The 21622-nt window shown below is 42.2% G+C and carries 12 protein-coding genes; 3 read left to right on the top strand and 9 right to left on the bottom strand.

The genetic code is table 11. The features are described 5' to 3' along the window. Positions 1-83 precede the first annotated feature (83 nt). The 7 genes from ADG03_RS03590 to ADG03_RS03560 form a co-directional block, all read right to left on the bottom strand. Positions 84-5957: a ZmpA/ZmpB/ZmpC family metallo-endopeptidase gene (locus ADG03_RS03590; protein ID WP_049472155.1), complete on the bottom strand. Its 5874-nt coding sequence runs from the start codon at positions 5955-5957 to the stop codon at positions 84-86. 233 nt (positions 5958-6190) lie between these two features. Continuing rightward, positions 6191-7618 carry a glycogen synthase GlgA gene (gene glgA, locus ADG03_RS03585; RefSeq protein ID WP_049472154.1) on the bottom strand — a complete coding sequence of 476 codons (1428 nt, stop codon included), beginning with the start codon at positions 7616-7618 and terminating at the stop codon, positions 6191-6193. Then, on the bottom strand, positions 7618-8754 hold the full coding sequence (gene glgD, locus ADG03_RS03580) for a glucose-1-phosphate adenylyltransferase subunit GlgD (RefSeq protein ID WP_049472153.1): 1137 nt from the start codon (positions 8752-8754) through the stop codon (positions 7618-7620). The genes glgA and glgD overlap by 1 nt, the downstream gene beginning before the upstream one ends. Then, positions 8744-9886 (bottom strand): glucose-1-phosphate adenylyltransferase, encoded by a 1143-nt coding sequence (locus ADG03_RS03575; protein WP_003002477.1) that lies wholly within the window; start codon positions 9884-9886, stop codon positions 8744-8746. The genes glgD and ADG03_RS03575 overlap by 11 nt, the downstream gene beginning before the upstream one ends. A 50-nt stretch (positions 9887-9936) precedes the next feature. After that, positions 9937-11844 (bottom strand): 1,4-alpha-glucan branching protein GlgB, encoded by a 1908-nt coding sequence (gene glgB, locus ADG03_RS03570; RefSeq protein ID WP_049472152.1) that lies wholly within the window; start codon positions 11842-11844, stop codon positions 9937-9939. A 328-nt stretch (positions 11845-12172) separates the two neighbouring features. Then, positions 12173-13906, bottom strand: coding sequence for a phosphoenolpyruvate--protein phosphotransferase (gene ptsP, locus ADG03_RS03565; RefSeq protein ID WP_049472151.1), 1734 nt, complete (start codon positions 13904-13906; stop codon positions 12173-12175). A 3-nt stretch (positions 13907-13909) separates the two neighbouring features. After that, positions 13910-14173: a phosphocarrier protein HPr gene (locus tag ADG03_RS03560; RefSeq protein WP_003006411.1), complete on the bottom strand. Its 264-nt coding sequence runs from the start codon at positions 14171-14173 to the stop codon at positions 13910-13912. 475 nt (positions 14174-14648) lie between these two features. On the opposite strand from ADG03_RS03560, the gene nrdH reads away from it, so the two are divergent. The 3 genes from nrdH (at position 14649) to nrdF (ending at position 18214) form a co-directional block, all read left to right on the top strand. Then, positions 14649-14867, top strand: coding sequence for a glutaredoxin-like protein NrdH (gene nrdH, locus ADG03_RS03555; RefSeq protein ID WP_003006408.1), 219 nt, complete (start codon positions 14649-14651; stop codon positions 14865-14867). 114 nt (positions 14868-14981) lie between these two features. Beyond that, on the top strand, positions 14982-17141 hold the full coding sequence (gene nrdE, locus ADG03_RS03550) for a class 1b ribonucleoside-diphosphate reductase subunit alpha (protein WP_049472150.1): 2160 nt from the start codon (positions 14982-14984) through the stop codon (positions 17139-17141). A 113-nt stretch (positions 17142-17254) separates the two neighbouring features. Further along, a complete protein-coding gene (nrdF, locus tag ADG03_RS03545) occupies positions 17255-18214 on the top strand; it encodes a class 1b ribonucleoside-diphosphate reductase subunit beta (RefSeq protein WP_003011591.1) in 960 nt (319 codons plus the stop codon). Between the two features lie 108 nt (positions 18215-18322). On the opposite strand, the gene alaS is transcribed toward nrdF, so the two are convergent. Both alaS and ADG03_RS03535 read right to left on the bottom strand, forming a co-directional pair. Next, positions 18323-20941: an alanine--tRNA ligase gene (alaS, locus tag ADG03_RS03540; RefSeq protein WP_049472149.1), complete on the bottom strand. Its 2619-nt coding sequence runs from the start codon at positions 20939-20941 to the stop codon at positions 18323-18325. 24 nt (positions 20942-20965) lie between these two features. Then, a complete protein-coding gene (locus ADG03_RS03535; RefSeq protein WP_003012021.1) occupies positions 20966-21451 on the bottom strand; it encodes an LURP-one-related/scramblase family protein in 486 nt (161 codons plus the stop codon). Positions 21452-21622 lie beyond the last annotated feature (171 nt).

Below are 21622 nucleotides of genomic sequence, written 5' to 3'. Positions count from 1 at the left end.
TTTTAATTTTTAGACGCTTTGTCCACCTCTATTCATTTTTCTTCTAAAAAACTCTCACCTGCTCAGCAGATGAGAGAATTCGATTATTTAAAGATAGACGTTTTGAAACTGTCTGTTTGTTGAAGTAGTTTCTTAAAGAGTTTTTCTTTCAGTGAAACCGTATTGTCAAATTTGACAACACCATTCTTCAAGCTGGCTTGATCTTTTTCAACAGCAGTTGCAAAGGCTTGTTTTAAGTCATCATAAGTGCTATAAGTAGTCCCATCAACTTCAATAGCCTGAAGTCCATTTTTAGCACTGGTCACCACTTCGTTGAAGTATGCTTTCTTCCAGTCTTCAAGGGTACTGAATGTTCCATCAGAAATCTTTTGAATGATGTAATCATCCCCTAAAGTCGCATGACCTGCTTGTTTGGATTCTTGTTTATACTTGTTTGAAGCATAGCCTAAGAAGCCTTTTTCATAACCATAGTAGCCCCAGAGTCTAAAGGTATTGTGTTTGAAGGACATGGCTCCAGGAGCCCCTTCACTGGTGTTTCCACCATAGATCCCTGTCATCATCGGCACCGTCACATAGGCTGAGCCAAAGTCTGATGGATTATAGACACCATTTCCAGGACCACGATTGGTCATGAAGTTGTTGGTGATGAGATCATCTACTGAATGTAAGGTGATGGCTTTTTCCTCATCACTCAAAGGACGCACCTTATCAAATTGATTTTTGGTATTAGCCCCTCGGTATTGCTTATCAACCTTCTTGAACCAAGCATTGTTTAATGCTTGACTGCCTTTATTGAGGACAGCCTCTCCTTCCAGGTAATCCAGAAGCATGAGGGTGTCGTTATAGCCTTTCATGTACTGATCAATCTCCTCGCGTGAAGTGAGATCATTTGGATTGGTATTGTACCATTGGTTTCCATCATTTGGACGTTCATAGGCCATGTTGAGACCCAAGGCCTTGTATTCCCCATTTGGATTGGATACTGATGGTGTTTGGAGCATGCCTTGGGCAAAGGCTTCGATATCGGTTCCTTCGCGATGTCTCCAACCACCTAAGTAAACCATGCGGTCATTGACGTGCGTTGTTTCGTGCGTGAAGGCAGAGACTCCAAAGTCACTGATCATATCGGTCACCATGAAGAAGACAGAGTCGTCTTTATATGGATTTCCGTAAATTCGCGCCACTGCTCCCATCCGCCAATCTGTCGCATGGTAACGATCGGTTGGGCCATACAATTCACGGATTGGAGCGACATCCTTGCCACTGTTGGTATGTCCATAGCGATCTGTACTAATACCCTTGTAGTTTTGGTTATCAAGGACAGGGGTCGGAACCATGTTATTGCTCTTCAAGAGTTGATTGCGAACCTTATCTGTTGCTAGACGTGACCAGAAATCTAGGTAATTTTGTTGCCCTTTAGCGACCTTATCAATTTCGGCTTTGAAGGCAGTTCGTTCTGCCTCAGTGTTTTTACCGTATTTCTCGAAGGAACTATAGGCCAAGGTATTGTATGTTGAAATCAAGAACATGTGCGCATCTTTAAGATTCAAGAGTGGCAAGATCATTTTACCGTGAATATCATTGTTTAAGCCCTCATAGGCTCTATGCTTAGCAGATGCGAAAGCTGGATTGGTCGTCTCAGGCTCCACAATATAGACATTGTCTTTGGTTGCTTTGATGAACCAATCATTTAAGTCTCTATCACTTGTAAAGAGCTCCATATTGTATTTCAGGAAGTCATTTAAGTTACCAGAAAGAGTCGATTTAGCCACAACTTCACGGAAGGCATCGTGGGTACGAGTCCCTTTGATGTAGTCTTCTTTTGAACCAATTTCAATCAAACGGTCTAAGACATCAACATTCTTCCCATAGAAGTCTGGCTTGAACAACATGAGCTGCTTAAGATTGACATCATCAAACTTCACTCCATAATAGCGGTTGAGGTAAGAGAGACCCAAAAGAACAGCGGCCTTGTTGTCATCAAGTTTCTTGATAAGGGCCCGTTTGGCAGACTCATCTATATTTAATTGATGGTCTTGGTTTTCAACCAGTTGTTTCACAAAGTGAGTCAGATTGTCCTTGACTGCTTGGAAACTTTCTTCAAGGTAAAGGTTCTTAATGGCATTGACTTTGTTAGGTCCTGTTCGACCTAAGTGAGTGTAGATTGGATCTGATTGTAATTCGACAGGGCTTAATTTTTCAACGATCGCACCAATGAGATCGCTCCGGTCTTTGTCCACCATATTTGGCGTATAGACCACTTCACCGAGCTCCGATACACTGTACTCTTTGATTTGTTTAACTTTAGAGTCTTTCGGCGTCATGCTAAAGATATCTTTTGTCTTATCGGCATAATGGATCAGGATGTGATCCGCATCCGCTAGTTCCGTGACAAAATCATTGCCCTTCATAGCGGTCACAGACAAGACTTCCTTGGTCAAGAGAGGACTCGTTGCAGCCAATTTATTCCCTTGGTCGACAATCCATTCTTTGTTGTAGAATGGTTGCAATTTAGCAATATTGCGGTAAGCTAACTCACGAGTCGCATCGTAAGCAGTGATGGCCTTGTATTGATCGTCTTTGCTAACAAGGTGATTGAGCGTATCTTCAATCGGTTTGCTGCTGGTAAATTTATCAGCAGTGATTCCCATTGCTTCGATCTTCTGTTCAGCTTCTGCCAGCGAGATGCTAGGGATTTTACGGGAGTTGTTAAAGGTTTTCTTCCCTTCACTCACGCCTTCCACACTGTAATTGCGCTTGGTTCTTGAATAGGTGAAATAATCATCCGCGTCAATATCCGAGTGTCCGAAGACCATTTCACCAGTTTTGACTTTCATCATGGTGATGTTATCTTCAATAGCCCCCAAGGCCCAGTTGGTCCCGAGTAATCCACCAGACTGAACAGCTTCTTTGAGTTCAATCGAACCTTTAGCAACTGAATTTCTGAGAACCCCTTCTTTACCTACTGTGTGGTTATTTCCACCATTTTGAGAGGAATAAACGAGACCTGCAGCTTTGGCTTTGTTCCCAGTGATTTCAGCATCAACGTAAGCTTTTTCAACGACACCTTTCCAGTTCTCACCAACAACACCCGCTAGATAGCCACCTTTGTTGCCAGCAGCATGCAGTTTCCCGATAAAGGCAACATTGCTGACCTTCCCGCTACCATCAATTTTATTGACAATTCCTGCTACGTCATTGTTCCCGACAACACTTCCTATTACTTTAACGTTCTCAACAGTTGCATTGTTTTTGATGACACCTGCGATTGGTGCTACTCGATCTGTCCCAGGTAGGTCAATATTGACATTTTCAAGCAAGAGATTCTTAACCGAGCCACCTTCGATGTTCCCAAATAATGGTCTTGTAATGTTATGGATGGCAAATGTATTTCCATCCGTACTTTCCAAAATTCCCTTGAAGGCATTGGTTACATAGGATTTTCCTGCTGGCTGGACATTAGTCGCATTCATATTGCTACCCAGTTTAAAGGTGCCAGTCGGATTGGCTTGCATAGCTTTTACAAGTTCGTTGAAATTGTAGTAGACATCACCTTCATGTGCTTTGGGTTTCGCAATATAGTGGACATAGTCCTCACTGAACTGGTTGTCCGCAGTCCGTTGGATCAGATCTGGAGCTTTGGCTGTTACTTTGTAGAGGGTCGCTCCATCTACCGTCACTTCTTCGATTTTATCAACGGCCAGTTTTGTGACCTTATTATCATGGGTGGTAACCTTTAAGTAATAAGGTTTCACATCTGAAGGCGTTTCTGACAAGAGGCTACGATCAGTCTCAAGGCCTTGGTCATCCACACTGATTAAGCTTGTTTCCTTAATATTTTTGACTTCGACTTTTTTAAGGTCGATTCTCAGTGGTTCTTCCTTAAGAACTTCTTCTTCGTCCCCATTTCCACGGTCATACACCATGGTCGTTGCGAGCGTATAATCCTTGTAGTAGTCCAAGTCCGCTAAAGCAGCTGCCAAGTCCGTCTCTGAAAGGGCAAAAGTTTTCACCACTTGATCACCCTTCTTCAATACAGCCTGGATGGACTTGATGGTCACACCGTCTGGTTTGTCCAAACGATAAGTAGCTTTAGCACTGCGCTTCAATTCTTCCTTATCGACCTGGGTCAAGGTCAAGGTTGGCTTGTCAAGTTCTTTGGCCCCTTGTTGAATGATCTGATCTTGCGCCTGTTCAACTACTTCTTCAGAAATCGTAGGAGCATCCGCCGTTTTACCCCCCTTGATGGTCTTGTAAACCTTGGTGATTTTCTTCTTCCCATTTTTACCGGCTTGAGAAACCCTTTCTGATCCTTTTAGCAAGGTGGCATCTTGTTCGGTTACCGTCTTAAATGGAATTTCCTCATACGAAACATCCTCTGTTTGGCCTTCAATCGCCTTAGTCCCACGACTAATTTTTTCTGTCACAGGAGCTTTTACCGTTTCAGTTGTCGTGCTCACGGGCTCGCCAATCTTCTCACCATTGACCGTCTTATAAACACGACGAATCTCCTGGCTACCTGCCTCTCCTTTTTGAAGGATCCTTTCTTCATCAGTATAGCGGTCCGTATCTGGTACATATTCAGTTTCATACGGAAGGAGCACCGTTTCTGTTTCTGTAACTGTTCCTTCCGTTATTTGGTAAACTGGGTTCTCAGGCTGAATTGGAGGTTCTCCCACATGGCCTTCTTCTTGCGTTCCCTTAGCTTCCACCACACCTGTATAGGCTGGAGTCTCCGGTTGAATAGGAGCTTCTCCGACATGGCCTTCTTCCTGAGTTCCCTTAGCTTCTACTAGGCCTGTATAGGCTGGGTTCTCCGGTTGAATAGGAGCTTCACCCACATGGCCTTCTTCCTGTGTTCCCTTAGCTTCTACTAGGCCTGTATAGGCTGGGTTCTCCGGTTGAATAGGAGCTTCGCCGACATGGCCTTCTTCCTGCGTCCCCTTAGCCGTTACAACTGGAGAAGGGCTGGGTTGAGGGGTTGGTTGGGCATCTTCTTTTGTCCCAACAGCAAGAATTTGTGAAACTGGTTCTTTGGTGACTTTGCTTTCAACTACTCTGCGAACTTCCTGTCCCTCTACCACACTGACTTCCGTCAATATGGTCCGCTCCCCATTTTGGCCAGCTGTCAGCACCTTGGTTTGCCCTTTGGCTAATGTAGGATCAGCTTGGTTGACGGTTTCAAATGGCACAGGCTCAGTAGAGACCTCAAGACTTGGTTTTTCAACTTGAGGAAAGGCTGGAGCGACTTCTGGGGTCACACGCGCTTGTGGTTCCACTTGTGGAATCCCTGTGCTTGTTTTGATCGTCCCTTCTACAGAAGATTTCGTTTCCTGCATAGCTTTTGGCTCTTGTAAGCTCGTCTTTTGGATTAACGGATAGCGCAGATAGCCAACATAGTCATAGCCGTCAATTTGAATCACTCCATTTGCAAGATCTTTGCTCGATACGATCGCAAGATCCTGGTTATAAGCGCGCAAGACTTGATTTTGTAGGGCTACGACTTCAACTGGAAGTAGAAGACTTTGCCCCATAGCTCCAATCAAAAGGACACCCATAACCTTCTTCCGGTGCTTTTTAGAGAGTAAGAGGACCGCAAAGGAAGCTGTGGCTAGACTTAGGCCAAATAGGGCGACTTCCTGACTTCCTGTTTGAGGAAGAACCGACTGAGTTGCTTCCTTCTTCTTATAGACGAGATAGAAAGTATCTTCATTTTGATATGCTTCAGGGATTGCATGAATCACCTGTGCCTTTTCTTCAGCAGTCAGCTCTTCTTCTGTCACATAACCTAAGTGCACATGAGCAGGTAGGGTCACCTGATCTGCTTGAACAGGACGAGCTCCTAACAGGCTTCCTCCTAATAAAAAGGCTCCAATGGCAACCGGACCAACACCGACAGATAATTTTCGAATCGAATATTTGGTCATTTTTTCAAACGTTTGTTTCGCTTTTTTCATCCTAAAATTCCTATATAGTAATATTTAACCCTCGAGCAGGGATCTGATTGTTTCTAGAGAGGCTGAGACCCTTTCCAGAAATAAGAACCTTCCCGAGATTTTTTACCTTCACCTATCTTATCTTTTTTCTTCTATTTTAGCAAGCACAAAAACTCAAAAAAATAAACCGTTTTCTTTATTGGAAGAAAGCAAACCAAAAAACGCCTCGAAAGGCGTTTGTATCATAGATCTATTTATAAGGATTGGTACAAATCATCGTATCGTTGACTAGCCGTATCCCATGAGAAGTCACGCGTCATAGCTTGCTCTTGGAGACCATACCAAGCCTGTTTGTTATTGTAGTAGACAGCCAAGGCTTCATCAACTGCCCAGTTAAACCAATAGCCAGACAAATTATTGAAGCTAAAGCCTGTTCCACTTCCATCAACAACATTAAACGGTTGAACCGTATCACGAAGTCCGCCGACTTCATGTACTAAAGGAAGGGTTCCATAGCGCATGGCCATCATTTGAGAAAGGCCACATGGTTCAAAGCGGCTTGGCATCAAGAAGACATCCGACGCGGCATAGATTTCTTGGGCCAATTGAACATCAAAGGTGATGTTGGCTGAAAGTTTGTCTGGGTAGGCTTGACCAAACCAAGCAAAGGCATTTTCAAATCCAGGATCTCCTGTACCGAGCAAGACAATCTGAATATCCTTTTGCAAGAGTTGATGCAACTCTTCTACCACCACATCAAAACCTTTTTGACGTGTCAAACGAGAGACGATTCCAAACAAAGGTACATCATCGCGAACAGGCAGACCGACACGTTCTTGAAGAGCACGTTTGCTAGCTGCTTTACCTGAAAGATCTGAGAGACTGAAGTGATACGTCAAGAGTGGATCCGTTTCAGGATTATACAGATCCGCATCAATCCCGTTTACAATTCCGGTCACCTTGCCAGACTCCATCCGAAGGATCTGATCCAAACCACAACCATATTCAGCAGTCATAATCTCATGCGCATAGCTTGGAGAAACAGTTGTCACACGGTCAGCATATAGAATGCCGGCTTTCATCCAGTTCAGGCAATCATTCCACCGAAGCGTTCCATCTGCATAGCGCTCAAATCCAACTCCGAAAAGATCCCACAACATTCCTGGGTCAAACTGACCTTGAAATTCCAAATTATGGATGGTCAATACTGTTTTAATTCCATGATAAGCTTGAATCCAACGGTATTTTTCCTTCAGCAAGAAAGGAATCATAGCCGTATGATAATCATGGGCATGAAGAACATCTGGAATGAAGTCAACCCGTTCCATCGTTTCTAAAGCCGCGAGCTGGAAGAAGGCAAAACGTTCCCCATCATCGAAGTCACCATAGACATGACCTCTAAAGAAATAGTGTTGGTTATCAATAAAGTAAAAGGTGACTCCATCACGTACAATCCGTTTCACACCAACATATTGACTTCTCCAGCCAACCTTGGTCTCAAAATGCAAAACATCTTCGATTTGATCTCCAAACTTGGCCTCTACCATATCATAGTAAGGGAGGATCACGCGCACGTCATGACCACTTTTCGCTAAGGATTTAGGAAGAGCGCCAATAACGTCTCCCAATCCACCTGTTTTAGAAAATGGTGCACCTTCAGCTGCAACAAATAATAGTTTCATTAGACAATATCCTCTGTAACAATCGTTCCTTTTTTAACCACGACAGGTGCTTCTTCTGTCCCACGAATCGTCACACCAGCAGCCACTTCGACACCCTTATCCAGGATAGCATGTTCAACGATTGCATTTTCACGAACCACCACACCAGGGAAGAGAAGACTACTGCGGACTTCTGAACCTTCATGGAGATATACCCGACGAGAAACAACAGAGCGTTCAACGGTTCCTTCTACAATACTACCCGAAGCAAATTGAGAGGTTTTAATATTTGAAGTCTTGGAATAATAAGTTGGTTCTTCATTCTTCACTTTCGTATACACCTTTTGATTTGGTGAAAAGAGCTTCATGAATTTTTGATTTTCCAACATATCCAAGTTTGCATGGTAGTAGGATTCCACTGAATGAATATTGGCAAGGTAGCCTGTATATTCAAAGGCAAAAGCATTGTATTCCACTGCCAAATCACGCAAGATATAGCGCAATTTTTGTGGGTATTCTTTCTTGGCTTCTTCTTCAATTTTTTCAATCAACCAAGGAGTGTCCACAATAAAGACATCTGTTGACATGTTGTAGACTTCGTCAGGATCCTTGCCATCAAAAAGTCTTTGCTCTGTAACATGGTCTGTTTCATCAATTTTCAAGACAGCATTGACTTCAGAGATATTTTGAAGATGCAACTTTTTGTAAACAACTGTAATCGGACGGTCAACGCTATTATGCAAGTGGAAAACTTGATTGAGGTCAATATTCATCAAAACATCACAGTTTAAAGCAACTGTTTGGTTGGAACCAGACCGTTTCAAATAGGTCAATAATTGTTGGTAGTATTCTGGCCCTACCGTTGTATTTTCAACTGGAGTATTATAGATTCCGAGGTAATAGTGGCTCAATAAAGTAGACAAGCCCCACTCACGACCTGAACGAATATGGTCAAAGACCGAACTAATATTTTCTTGTTGGAAAATCCCAAAAACACTACGAATACCAGCATTCGCAAGACTAGACAACGGGAAGTCAATCAAGCGGTATTTCCCATCAAACGGTAGGGAGGCTACCGGACGATGGCTGGTCAAAGTGGACATATCATGATACCCAACTGTATTTCCTAAAATGGCTGAATATTTATCAATCTTCATCTGTTGCTACCCCCACTTTTTCATTGTAACCGACAACTTGTACTTCCTCTGTTCCATCAATCACGACACCTTCTGCAATGATTGCACCTTCTCCGATAATCGCGCGTTTCACGACAGCTCCTTTACCGATAATGGCATTGCTCATCACGACAGCATCTTCAACAACTGCTCCTTCACGAACTTGAGCTTCTGTTGATAAGATGGAGTGTTTGACTGTACCGTCTACCGAACAACCGTCGACGACAAGAGAATCTTCGATGTGACCATGTTCTCCAAAGAAGTTTGGTGGTGAAATAAGGTTGCGTGAATAGATTTTCCAGTGACGATCGCGACTATCCAAGGCATTATTTGGATCGATATATTCCATATTGGCTTCCCAAAGAGACTCAATCGTACCAACGTCTTTCCAATAACCATTGAATTCATAAGCATAAACACTTTCGCCTGATTCTAGATACGTTGGAATGACATTTTTACCGAAGTCTGACATATCGATATCACTCTTTTCAGCAGCAACCAACATATTGCGCAGACGAGCCCAGTCAAAGATGTAAATCCCCATTGAAGCCTTAGTTGATTTTGGTTCAGCTGGTTTTTCTTCAAATTCGACAATCCGATTATTGGCATCTGTATTCATGATTCCAAAACGGCTTGCTTCCTTCAAAGGTACATCTAGGACGGCAACGGTCAAACTTGCGTTATTATCCTTGTGCGCTTGAAGCATGTCATCGTAATCCATCTTGTAAATGTGGTCCCCAGATAGAATCAAGACATATTCCGGATTGATGCTATCGATATAGTCGATGTTTTGAAGAATAGCATGGCTAGTTCCTTCAAACCAACGATTTCCTTCACTAGCTGAATAAGGTTGGAGAATAGACACACCCGTATTGATTCCATCTAAACCCCAGCTGGAACCATTCCCAATATGGCTGTTAAGGGCAAGTGGTTGATACTGTGTAATCACACCAACATTGTGAATTCCTGAGTTGGCACAGTTTGAGAGAGCAAAATCGATAATCCGATAGCGCCCACCAAATTGAACCGCAGGTTTCGCGATGTTTTTGGTTAATTTTCCAAGACGTGTTCCTTGCCCACCGGCAAGAATTAAAGCGAGCATTTCATTCTTCATTGACTACTTCCTCTTTTTAAAGCTTGGACTCCCTTAGAGTCAACCGATCATCATTTTTTATCTGATGTTTTAGATTTCGTTTTGCGAACCTTCCGTTTCACCTTCCAAATGCTAGCTCCTAAAGCCGGCAAAGTAAAGGTCAAAGTTTGTTCATAATCCTTCCACAGTCCATCTTGAGACTGAACTGTCGGATTGTGCTCTTTCCAGACACCTCCCCATTCTTCTAATTCTGTATTCCAAATTTCTTCATAGACCGCTGATATAGGCACACCAATCGTAAAGTCCTTGCGTTCTACTGGTGCCATATTAAAGACGCACACCAAAAGATCACCCTTACGATTTTTCCGGATCATAGACAAGACGCTCTGATCCCGGTTATCTGCATCAATAATCTCTAAGCCATCAAAGCTATCATCAATCTCCCACAATTCCTTGTGTTCTTTGTAGAAATGATTGAGCTGAGAAGTGAAACGACGCATCTTAGCATTCATTTCATCCTCTAGATTGCCCCATTCCAATTGCTCTTCTGACTTCCATTCCAAAAATTGACCAAATTCTGAACCCATAAAGAGTAATTTCTTACCTGGATGGCAAATCTGATAGGTCAAGAGGTTACGGAGTCCAGCAAATTGATTGTAACGATCTCCCCACATCTTATGCATCAAACTCTTCTTACCATGCACCACTTCATCATGTGAAAATGGTAGTAAGAAGTTTTCAGAAAATGCATACATGAAACTAAAGGTTACCAGGTTTAAGTCAAATTTCCGGTAGATGGGATCTTCTTCGTAGAATCGAAGGATATCATTCATCCACCCCATATTCCATTTATAGTCAAAGCCAAGTCCACCTTCTTCTTCAGGACCCGTGATCTTTTGACCAGCAGAACTTTCTTCTGCAATCATCATGACATCTGGGTGTTCGTTCTTGATAATCGCATTCAAACGTCTAAGGAAATGAACGCCTTCGTAGTTGAGGTTTCCACCATCAATATTTGGTGTCCATGGACCACTATCGTAGTCAAGATAGAGCATATTGCTCACAGCATCGACCCGAATCCCATCTAAATGATAGGTATCAATCCAAAACTTCAAACTAGAAATCAAGAATGACTGGACTTGATTCTTCCCTAAATCGAAGTTCAAGGCTCCCCATCCGTAGTTATGGGCACGATGTTCATCCTGGTATTCAAAGGTTGGTGTTCCATCATAATAAGCCAAGGCATCATCATTGATAATGAAATGTCCTGGTACCCAATCCACGATCACTCCGATATTGTTGAGGTGGCATTCTTCCACGAAGTCTTGAAACTCTTCTGGGCTACCATAAGTCTGCTCGAGTGCAAAATACCCCATGAGCTGATAGCCCCAACTCAAGCCCAATGGATGGGCCATCACTGGCATAAATTCCACGTGGGTGTAGTTCATCTCTACCAGATACGGAATGAGTTCATCTTTTAGTTGTTTGAAGGTGTAGGAACTGTGATCCTCATTTCGTTTCCAAGATCCTGCATGAACCTCGTAAATATTAACAGGTCGTTCCTTAAAACCAAGTTTTTTACGGCGTGCTCTCCAGAGACCATCTTTCCAGTTTTTCTCTGGAATGGTCTTAATAATAGATCCTGTATTGGGTCTCTTTTCCATCCATAACGCTAGAGGATCGATTTTTTGCACCTGATGACCATTTTGTCGAGTCACCAAATACTTGTATATATCTCCCTCTTTTGCATCGGAACAGAAGACTTCCCAGACGCCTCCTTCATTACGAACCATTGGAATTTTACGAGCTTCCCAATCAGTGAAATCACCAATCAGATCCACCGCCTGAGCATTGGGAGCCCAAACACGGAAGGTAAAGCCTTCTTGTTCTCCCCTTGTTTCCTTGTGAGCTCCTAAGTACTCTTGAAGATGGAAATTATCCCCTCTTCCAAATGTCCATAAGTCTGTGCTTCTATCCATATACTCACCTCTTTATTTTTTGAAAGCGTTTTCTAGTTGTTTTTATTTTACTATAAAATCACTTAATTTTCAAGTTGATTCCTGTAAAATCATGTAAATTTATCAGGAAAAGTTTTTCCATTTTCTTTCCCGAACCTTTTACTTCATTCCTTCGCTTTCCTCCTAATCTTACTTACGATTATACTATATATACGAGGAAAATTAAACAAAAACCGAACATTTAAATCACTATTTTTATTACTAACTAGTTTATTACGAATAAAATGAACATTTTTATGTACAATGTAAAAAAAGACTAAGACAAATTTGTCTTAGTCTTGATCGACTCTTAGTCTACGTTCACGTATTCTTTTGAAAGTTCAAGAACTTCTTCCATTGTTGAACATTCAGTCAGAGCACGGTTAGCGTATTCTTGCATTTTAGCTGTGTCGAGTTTCTTCATCAAGCTACGTGTACGAAGGACAGATGTCGCTGACATAGAGAACTCATCCAAGCCCATTCCGACAAGAAGTGGAACAGCAGTTTGGTCACCGGCCATTTCACCACACATACCTGCCCATTTGCCTTCAGCGTGAGCTGCTTTGATCACGTTATTGATCAAACGAAGGATTGATGGGTTATATGGTTGGTAAAGGTATGAAACTTGTTCGTTCATACGGTCAGCAGCCATTGTGTATTGGATCAAGTCATTTGTACCGATTGAGAAGAAATCAACTTCTTTAGCAAATTGGTCCGCAAGCATTGCTGCAGCTGGGATTTCAATCATGATACCTACTTGGATATCATCTGCCACAGCAACACCTTCAGCAAGCAATTTAGCTTTTTCTTCTTCAAGAATACCTTTAGCAGTACGGAACTCCGTCAACAAAGCAACCATTGGGAACATGATCCGCAATTTACCGTGAACAGATGCACGAAGCAAGGCACGCAATTGGGTACGGAACATTTGATTACCAGTTTCAGAGATAGAAATACGCAAAGCACGGAAACCTAAGAATGGGTTCATTTCTTTAGGAAGGTCGAAGTAAGGAAGTTCTTTATCCCCACCGATATCCATTGTACGAACAACCACAGGTTTACCATTCATACCTTCAAGAACTGCTTTGTAGGCTTCGTATTGGTCATCTTCCGTTGGGAAGTCTTGAGAATCCATGTACAAGAATTCTGTACGGTAAAGACCAACAGCTTCTGCACCATTATCGTTTACACCTTCAACGTCTTTAGGTGTACCGATGTTAGCAGCCAACTCGAAGTGTTTTCCATCAGCAGTCACTGTTTTCGCATCTTTAAGGAGAGCCCATTCAGCTTTTTGTTTGGCATAAGCTTCACCAGCTGCTTTGAACTCTGCGACTTGTTCTTCAGTAGGGTTGATCACCACTTCACCAGTGATCCCTGAAACAGCCAAAACATCACCATCTTTGACAAGTTCTGTGATGTTATTTGTACCAAGAACAGCTGCGATTTCAAGTGTACGAGCCATGATAGCTGAGTGACTGGTACGTCCACCGATATTCGTAACAAAAGCTTTTACATACTTTTTGTTCAACTGCGCTGTATCAGATGGAGTCAAGTCATGCGCAACCACGATTGCTTCTTCATTGATAGAAGCAGGGTTTGGCAATTTCTTACCAAGCAAGTTGGCAAGGACACGTTTGGTAACGTCACGAATATCTGCCGCACGTTCTTGCATGTAAGGATTGTCTTCCATTCCTTCAAAGATCGCAATGAACATGTCAGTGACTTCTTTCAAGCCTGCTTCTGCATTGATTTTTTTCGTACGAATTGTTTCTTTGATCTGACCAATCATTTCAGGGTCAGCAAGAACCATCATATGCGCATCAAAAACTTGCGCTGCTTCTTCACCAAGGCTTGCTACTGCATTCTCCCGGATAAGAGAAAGCTCGTTTTGTGAAGCTTCAAGAGCTGCATCCAAACGAGCTTCTTCTGCACTTGTATCTTCGACTGAAACAGTCTCAAATGATAAGTCTGGTTGAATGAGCAAATATGCCTTAGCAACGGCAACACCGTCAGATGCTGCAATTCCTTTTAGCATTTTTGTCATATTTTAAGCCAATCCTTCTTTAGTCATTGTTTCTGAGATAGCTGCGATAGCATCATCAGCGTCAGCACCTTCTGCAGAGATTACAACGTCTGCTCCTTGACCAACACCAAGGCTCATAACACCCATGATTGATTTCAAGTTAACTGATTTACCTTTGTATTCAAGAGTAATATCTGAAGCAAATTTGCTAGCAGTTTGAACCAACAAAGTTGCTGGACGTGCGTGGATACCTGTTTCTGCCACGATGTGGAAATCTTTAGAAGCCATAGTTTGACTCTCCTTTTTAAAAATAGTTTTTGAGTTACCTTTTGATAACCCTTACAATTTGGTATTATATCATCTTTTGAAATTTTTTTCAAGATTTTTATCACTGACTTACAGAAAAAGACTGCGAAAAATCCCAATTTAGATACATTTTAAGAAGCACCTGAAGAACAGAGAAAATATCTTTTCAATTTTCTACTATATTATAAGTAACATTTTCCTCCGCTTTCAATGAAAAAAAGCTCTTGAACCACAGGATATTGATTCACCAAAAAATTATAACTAATTAAAGATGCTTTAAAGCCTATTCCTATCCCATTTCTTCGATTTTCACACTTTTCACTCACCACAATATATTGTGCTTTGAAAACTCCATTTCATCTCTTTGCACAATATTTAGTTTTATTTTGTTGACAAGTTGCTGGATTTTGTTTATACTGTTTACAGATTTATATTTCGATAGGAGAACGGAAAAGAAATGGTAACCATTTATTCAAAAAATAATTGTGTTCAATGCAAAATGACCAAGCGATTCCTCGATAGCAATCATGTGGAATACCGCGAAATTAACTTAGATGAACAGCCAGAATTTGTAGAGCATGTTAAGAACCTTGGCTTCAATGCTGCTCCAGTTATTCAAACACCGGATGAAGTATTTTCTGGTTTTCAACCAGCTAAGTTGAAGAAACTTTCTTAATAAACACAGTATTTTGCTTAAATAGGGTCTAGCGTTAGCAACCTAACACTAGACTTTTTACTTGTAAAGAGAGGACTTCTCCTCTTCATTTTTTTGAACTAGAAAAGGATTATTATGGGATTAAAATCTCTTGAAGATGTGACGTATTTTCGTCTTAACAATGAAATCAACCGTCCAGTAAACGGCCAAATCATGCTTCATAAGGATAAAGAAGCTTTGGATGCATTCTTTAAAGAAAATGTTGTACCAAATACTAAAGCCTTTGACTCGATTACAGACAAGATTCAGTACCTTCTCGAGCACAATTACATTGAGAGAGCTTTTATCGAGAAATACCGTCCTGAATTTTTAGAGGAATTGGCCCAATTTATCAAAGACCAAAACTTCCAATTCAAGTCCTTCATGGCGGCCTACAAATTCTATAACCAATACGCTTTGAAAACAAATGATGGAGAATACTATCTTGAAAGCATGGAAGACCGTGTCTTCTTCAATGCTCTCTATTTTGCAGATGGAAATGAAGCTATCGCGCGAGACATCGCAAACGAAATTATCCACCAACGCTACCAACCAGCGACTCCTTCTTTCTTAAATGCTGGTCGTGCCCGCCGTGGAGAATTGGTTTCATGTTTCTTGATCCAAGTAACCGATGATATGAATGCAATCGGACGTTCCATCAACTCTGCCCTTCAACTTTCACGTATCGGTGGTGGGGTTGGGATTTCCCTCAGCAATCTTCGTGAAGCTGGAGCACCAATCAAAGGATATGAAGGAGCCGCTTCTGGGGTCGTACCTGTTATGAAACTCTTTGAAGATAGCTTCTCTTACTCTAACCAATTGGGACAACGACAAGGGGCTGGGGTTGTTTACCTCAACGTCTTCCACCCAGACATCATCGCCTTCCTTTCTACTAAGAAAGAAAATGCTGATGAAAAAGTTCGGGTGAAGACTCTCTCACTTGGGGTAGTCGTACCAGACAAATTCTATGAATTGGCTCGTAAGAATGAGGAAATGTACCTCTTCAGCCCATACTCTGTGGAACGTGAATACGGAGTACCATTTAACTACATCGACATCACTGAAAAATACGATGAGTTGGTTGCTAATCCAAATATCCGCAAGACTAAAATTAAGGCACGTGATTTGGAAACTGAAATTTCTAAATTGCAACAAGAATCTGGCTATCCATATGTAGTCAACATCGATACTGCTAACCGGGCCAACCCTGTTGATGGGAAAATCATCATGAGTAACTTGTGTTCAGAGATCCTCCAAGTTCAAGAACCAAGCTTGATCAACGATGCCCAAGAATTTGTCCAAATGGGAACAGACGTCTCATGTAACCTTGGTTCAACCAACGTGGTTAACATGATGACTTCACCTGATTTTGGACGTTCGATTCGTGCCATGGTTCGTGCTTTGACCTTCGTTACAGATAGCTCTCATATCGTGGCCGTTCCAACTATTGACCACGGAAATAAACTGGCGCATTCGTTCGGACTTGGAGCTATGGGACTTCACAGCTACCTTGCGCAACAATTGATTGAATACGGATCACCTGAGTCTGTTGAGTTCACAAGTATCTACTTCATGCTCATGAACTACTGGACCCTCGTAGAATCAAATAACATTGCGCGTGAACGTGGTGTTACCTTCCACAACTTCGAAAAATCAGACTATGCCAACGGTACTTACTTTGATAAGTACACGACTGGAGAATTTGTACCAAAATCTGATCGCGTCAAAGAACTCTTTAAAGACATCTTTATCCCAAGTGCTGAGGATTGGGCAGAACTGCGTGCTAAAGTTCAAGCAGATGGTCTTTACCACCAAAACCGCCTAGCTGTCGCACCAAATGGATCTATCAGCTACATCAATGACGTATCTGCTTCTATCCACCCAATTACACAACGGATTGAAGAACGCCAAGAGAAGAAAATCGGTAAGATCTACTACCCTGCAGCAGGATTGTCAACGGAAACGATTCCTTACTACACTTCTGCCTACGACATGGATATGCGAAAAGTCATCGATGTCTATGCTGCTGCAACTGAGCATGTAGACCAAGGTCTTTCACTGACTCTATTTATGCGCAGCGATATTCCAAAAGGACTATACGAATGGAAAACTGAAAACAAACAAACCACTCGTGACTTGTCTATCCTTCGGAACTACGCCTTTAACAAGGGAATCAAGTCTATCTACTACGTCCGTACCTTTACAGATGATGGTGGAGAAGTTGGCGCCAACCAATGTGAAAGCTGTGTCATCTAATCTGCTATCCTAGATAGCTATCAAAAGTCGGTTCGCCGACTTTTTGTGCGGTATTCTATCAATTTATGGTAGAATAGTAACGATTGAATGAATAGAAAAAGAAAGTGATGCAAATGGAAACATACTACAAAGCCATTAACTGGAATGCGATCGAAGATGTCATCGATAAATCGACCTGGGAAAAACTGACAGAGCAATTCTGGTTGGATACGCGTATCCCTTTGTCAAACGACTTGGATGACTGGAGAAAGTTGTCTAATAAAGAAAAAGACCTAGTTGGTAAAGTCTTTGGGGGATTGACCCTTCTAGATACCATGCAATCTGAAACAGGTGTTCAAGCTCTTCGTGCGGATATTCGTACTCCACACGAAGAAGCTGTCTTTAACAACATCCAATTTATGGAATCTGTCCATGCTAAGTCTTACTCTTCTATCTTCTCTACTTTGAATACCAAGTCAGAAATCGAAGAGATTTTCGAATGGACCAACACCAATCCTTTCCTTCAAAAGAAGGCAGAAATCATCAACGAAATCTACCTCAATGGAACCCCTCTTGAAAAGAAAGTCGCCAGCGTTTTCCTTGAAACCTTCCTCTTCTACTCTGGTTTCTTCACACCTCTCTACTATCTTGGAAACAACAAATTGGCCAACGTAGCTGAAATCATCAAGTTGATCATCCGGGACGAATCAGTTCACGGAACCTATATCGGTTACAAGTTCCAACTTGGATTTAACGAATTACCAGAAGAAGAACAAGAGAAACTCAAAGAATGGATGTATGATCTTCTCTACACCCTCTATGAGAATGAAGAAGGCTACACAGAGAGCCTCTATGACGGTGTGGGCTGGACAGAGGAAGTCAAGACCTTCCTTCGCTACAATGCCAATAAAGCCCTCATGAACTTGGGACAAGATCCGCTCTTCCCAGACTCAGCAGATGACGTTAACCCAATCGTCATGAACGGAATCTCAACCGGAACATCCAACCACGACTTCTTCTCTCAAGTCGGAAATGGTTACCTTCTCGGTGAAGTAGAAGCTATGCAGGATGACGATTATAATTACGGATTATAAGATAAAAACCTTTCCAGACGGAAAGGTTTTTTTGTTGCAATCTTTTTCTAATTGGATCTGCTTCTTTTTTGAAAAAAGAGGTTGGACAAATATCCAACCTCTCCATTATTACAATTTACCTGATACGGCATCCAACAATTCTTGGATTTTCGCTTGGTTGCTTCCTCCTGCCATGGCCATGTCTGGTTTACCACCACCACGTCCATCGACGATTGGAGCTAATTCTTTGATCACATTTCCTGCATGCACATCTTTTGTCTTGCTGGCTACAAGGACATTGACCTTGTCACCGATGGCTGCGACAAGAACAAGCACATCAGAGTAGTCTTTTTGTTTCCAGTTATCCGCAAAGGTACGAAGGGCACCTGCATCTGATACAGAAACTTGGCTGGCAATGTAACGGTGTCCGTTTGCTTCTTGAACATTCTTGAAGACATCGCCTGCTGCCGCTGCTGCTGCTTTTTCCTTCAATTCTGCATTTTCTTTTTGCAATTGACGGAGTTGTTCTTGAAGACCTTCCACCTTGTGAGGGACTTCCTTAAGTTGAGGTGCTTTCAAGGTTGCTGCGACGGCTTTCAATGCATCCTCTTGTTCACGATAAGCTTCAAAGGCTTCCTTACCAGTTACTGCTAAGATACGACGAGTTCCTGATCCGATCCCTTCTTCTTTGACAATCTTGAAGAGACCAATTTCAGAAGTATTGCCTACGTGGGTACCACCACAGAGCTCAACAGAGTAATCACCGATAGTGACAACACGGACTTCTTTACCGTATTTTTCACCAAAGAGGGCCATGGCTCCCATTTCTTTAGCAGTATCGATATCTGTTTCAATCGTTTCGACTGCGATCGCTTCCCAAATCTTTTCATTGACTTGTTGCTCAATAGCACGCAATTCTTCTGGAGTCACAGCTTGGAAGTGGGTAAAGTCAAAGCGAAGGAATTCTACTTCATTGAGAGATCCTGCTTGGGTTGCGTGGTTACCAAGGATATTGTGAAGAGCCGCATGGAGCAAGTGAGTTGCAGTGTGGTTCTTCATGACACGATGACGACGATTGGTATCGATCGCCAAGGTGTATTCTTGGTTCAAAGCAAGAGGAGCAAGAACTTCAACAGTATGGAGTGGTTGTCCATTTGGTGCTTTTTGAACGTCTGTCACAGTCGCTACAACATTTCCTGCAGCATCCAAGATTTGACCATGGTCCGCAACTTGTCCACCCATTTCAGCGTAGAATGGAGTTTCTGCAAAGATCAGTGATGCAGTTCCTTCTGAAACAGCTTCTACTTCTGCATTATCCGCTACGATAGCCACCAACTTAGAAGGCAATTGACTAGCATTATAGTTAAATCTACTTTCAACTGTAATGTTTTGAAGGGTTTCATTTTGCATACCCATGGATCCGCCTTTAACAGCTGATGCACGCGCACGTTCTTGTTGTTCCTTCATGGCTGCTTCAAAACCTTCACGATCGACTGTCATTCCAGCTTCTTCAGCGATTTCTTCTGTCAACTCTACTGGGAATCCGTATGTATCATAAAGTTTAAAGACATCTTGACCATCAATCACTGTTTGACCTTTAGCTTTCAAGTCTTCAACGATGGTTTGGGCAAAGTGTTGACCAGAGTTCAAGGTACGAGCAAATGATTCTTCTTCACTCTTGATGATTTTTTCGATGAAGTCTTGTTTTTCAAGTACTTCTGGGTAGTAGCTTTCCATGATCTTCCCAACGGTTGGAACCAATTTATACAAGAAGGTTCCTTCGATCCCCAATTTTTGACCATGCATGGAAGCACGACGGAGGAGACGACGAAGAACGTAACCGCGTCCTTCATTACCAGGAAGAGCTCCATCTCCAATCGCAAATGAAAGCGAACGGATGTGGTCAGCAATCACCTTGAAGCTCATGTTATCGCCATCTGGATCGTAGGTTTTACCAGACATCTTTTCTACTTCACGGATGATTGGCATGAAGAGGTCTGTTTCAAAGTTGGTCTTCGCCCCTTGGATAACGGCTACCAAACGTTCCAAACCTGCACCCGTATCAATGTTCTTGTGTGGCAATTCCTTGTACTCACTACGAGGAACAGCAGGGTCAGCGTTAAATTGTGACAAAACAATGTTCCAGATTTCGATGTAACGGTCGTTTTCGATATCTTCTGCAAGCAGACGAAGACCGATATTTTCAGGGTCAAAGGCTTCTCCACGGTCAAAGAAGATTTCTGTATCTGGTCCAGAAGGCCCCGCACCGATTTCCCAGAAGTTGTCTTCGATTGGGATCAAGTGACTTGGATCTACACCAACAGCGATCCAACGGTTGTATGAATCCTTGTCGTCAGGGTAATAGGTCATGTAAAGTTTGTCTTTAGGGAAATCAAACCATTCAGGGCTTGTCAAAAGTTCATAAGCCCACGTAATGGCTTCATCACGGAAATAATCTCCGATTGAGAAGTTCCCCAACATTTCAAACATGGTATGGTGACGAGCAGTCTTCCCTACATTTTCGATATCATTGGTACGGATGGCTTTTTGAGCATTTGTAATCCGTGGATTTTCAGGTTTGATGGTTCCATCGAAGTATTTCTTAAGAGTGGCAACCCCTGAGTTAATCCACAAAAGTGTAGGGTCGTTTACAGGAACCAAGCTAACAGATGGTTCTACAGAGTGGCCTTTGCTTGCCCAGAAATCAAGCCACATTTGACGAACTTGTGCACTAGATAATTGTTTCATATTTGTCTCCTAATTTTTTTAAGATTAATTTGCGCCAGCTTCTAACATTTCGACATAATCGATGGCGACACAAAGTGAGATGACTAAATCAGCGTATTCATCCTCATACACCGATACTTGGTAGGTAGAGGTTAGATGAAAGAGTTCCTTGCTAATCTCAGCGACGATTTGATCCCGATCATCGAATAATTTGAATTCTAGGTCCCAGATATTTCCCTGTACCCGCAGTCCCAAATCTTCGATATCGTATTTATCCCTGAAGAGCGTCAGTTTTTTATGGATAAAAAAGCGGTCCCCATCCTTCAACTCAACCACAAACTTGGGAAGAAAGCTGATTGTTTTTTTAGTAATGTGGCTCACTTCTTGACCATTCTTATCATAGATGGTAAAAGTCTTGGGAATCTTAAGAAAAGATCCCTCAACCTGGTACTCAACATTTCCCAACTCATCTTTGATATCGAACCGCTCGCCACCCAATCGAAATTTTTGTTTCACTTGATAGGTTCGCATCTTTTGATCTCCTTTAAAAAGCTCCAGACAACTGCCCATAAACAAAAGACAAGCCACTAAACGAAGGGCGAAAAACCGCGGTACCACCTTCATTCAATGAACTTGTCATTCTTCATTTTATATGCAATTGTCTCAGCCGAGTAGCAAAATCATTTCTCTTCCATGGCTCGC

The sequence above is a fragment of the Streptococcus parasanguinis genome, assembly GCF_001069785.1.
Lineage (GTDB): Bacteria > Bacillota > Bacilli > Lactobacillales > Streptococcaceae > Streptococcus > Streptococcus parasanguinis_T.
This window is presented reverse-complemented; position numbering and strand designations above follow the sequence as displayed.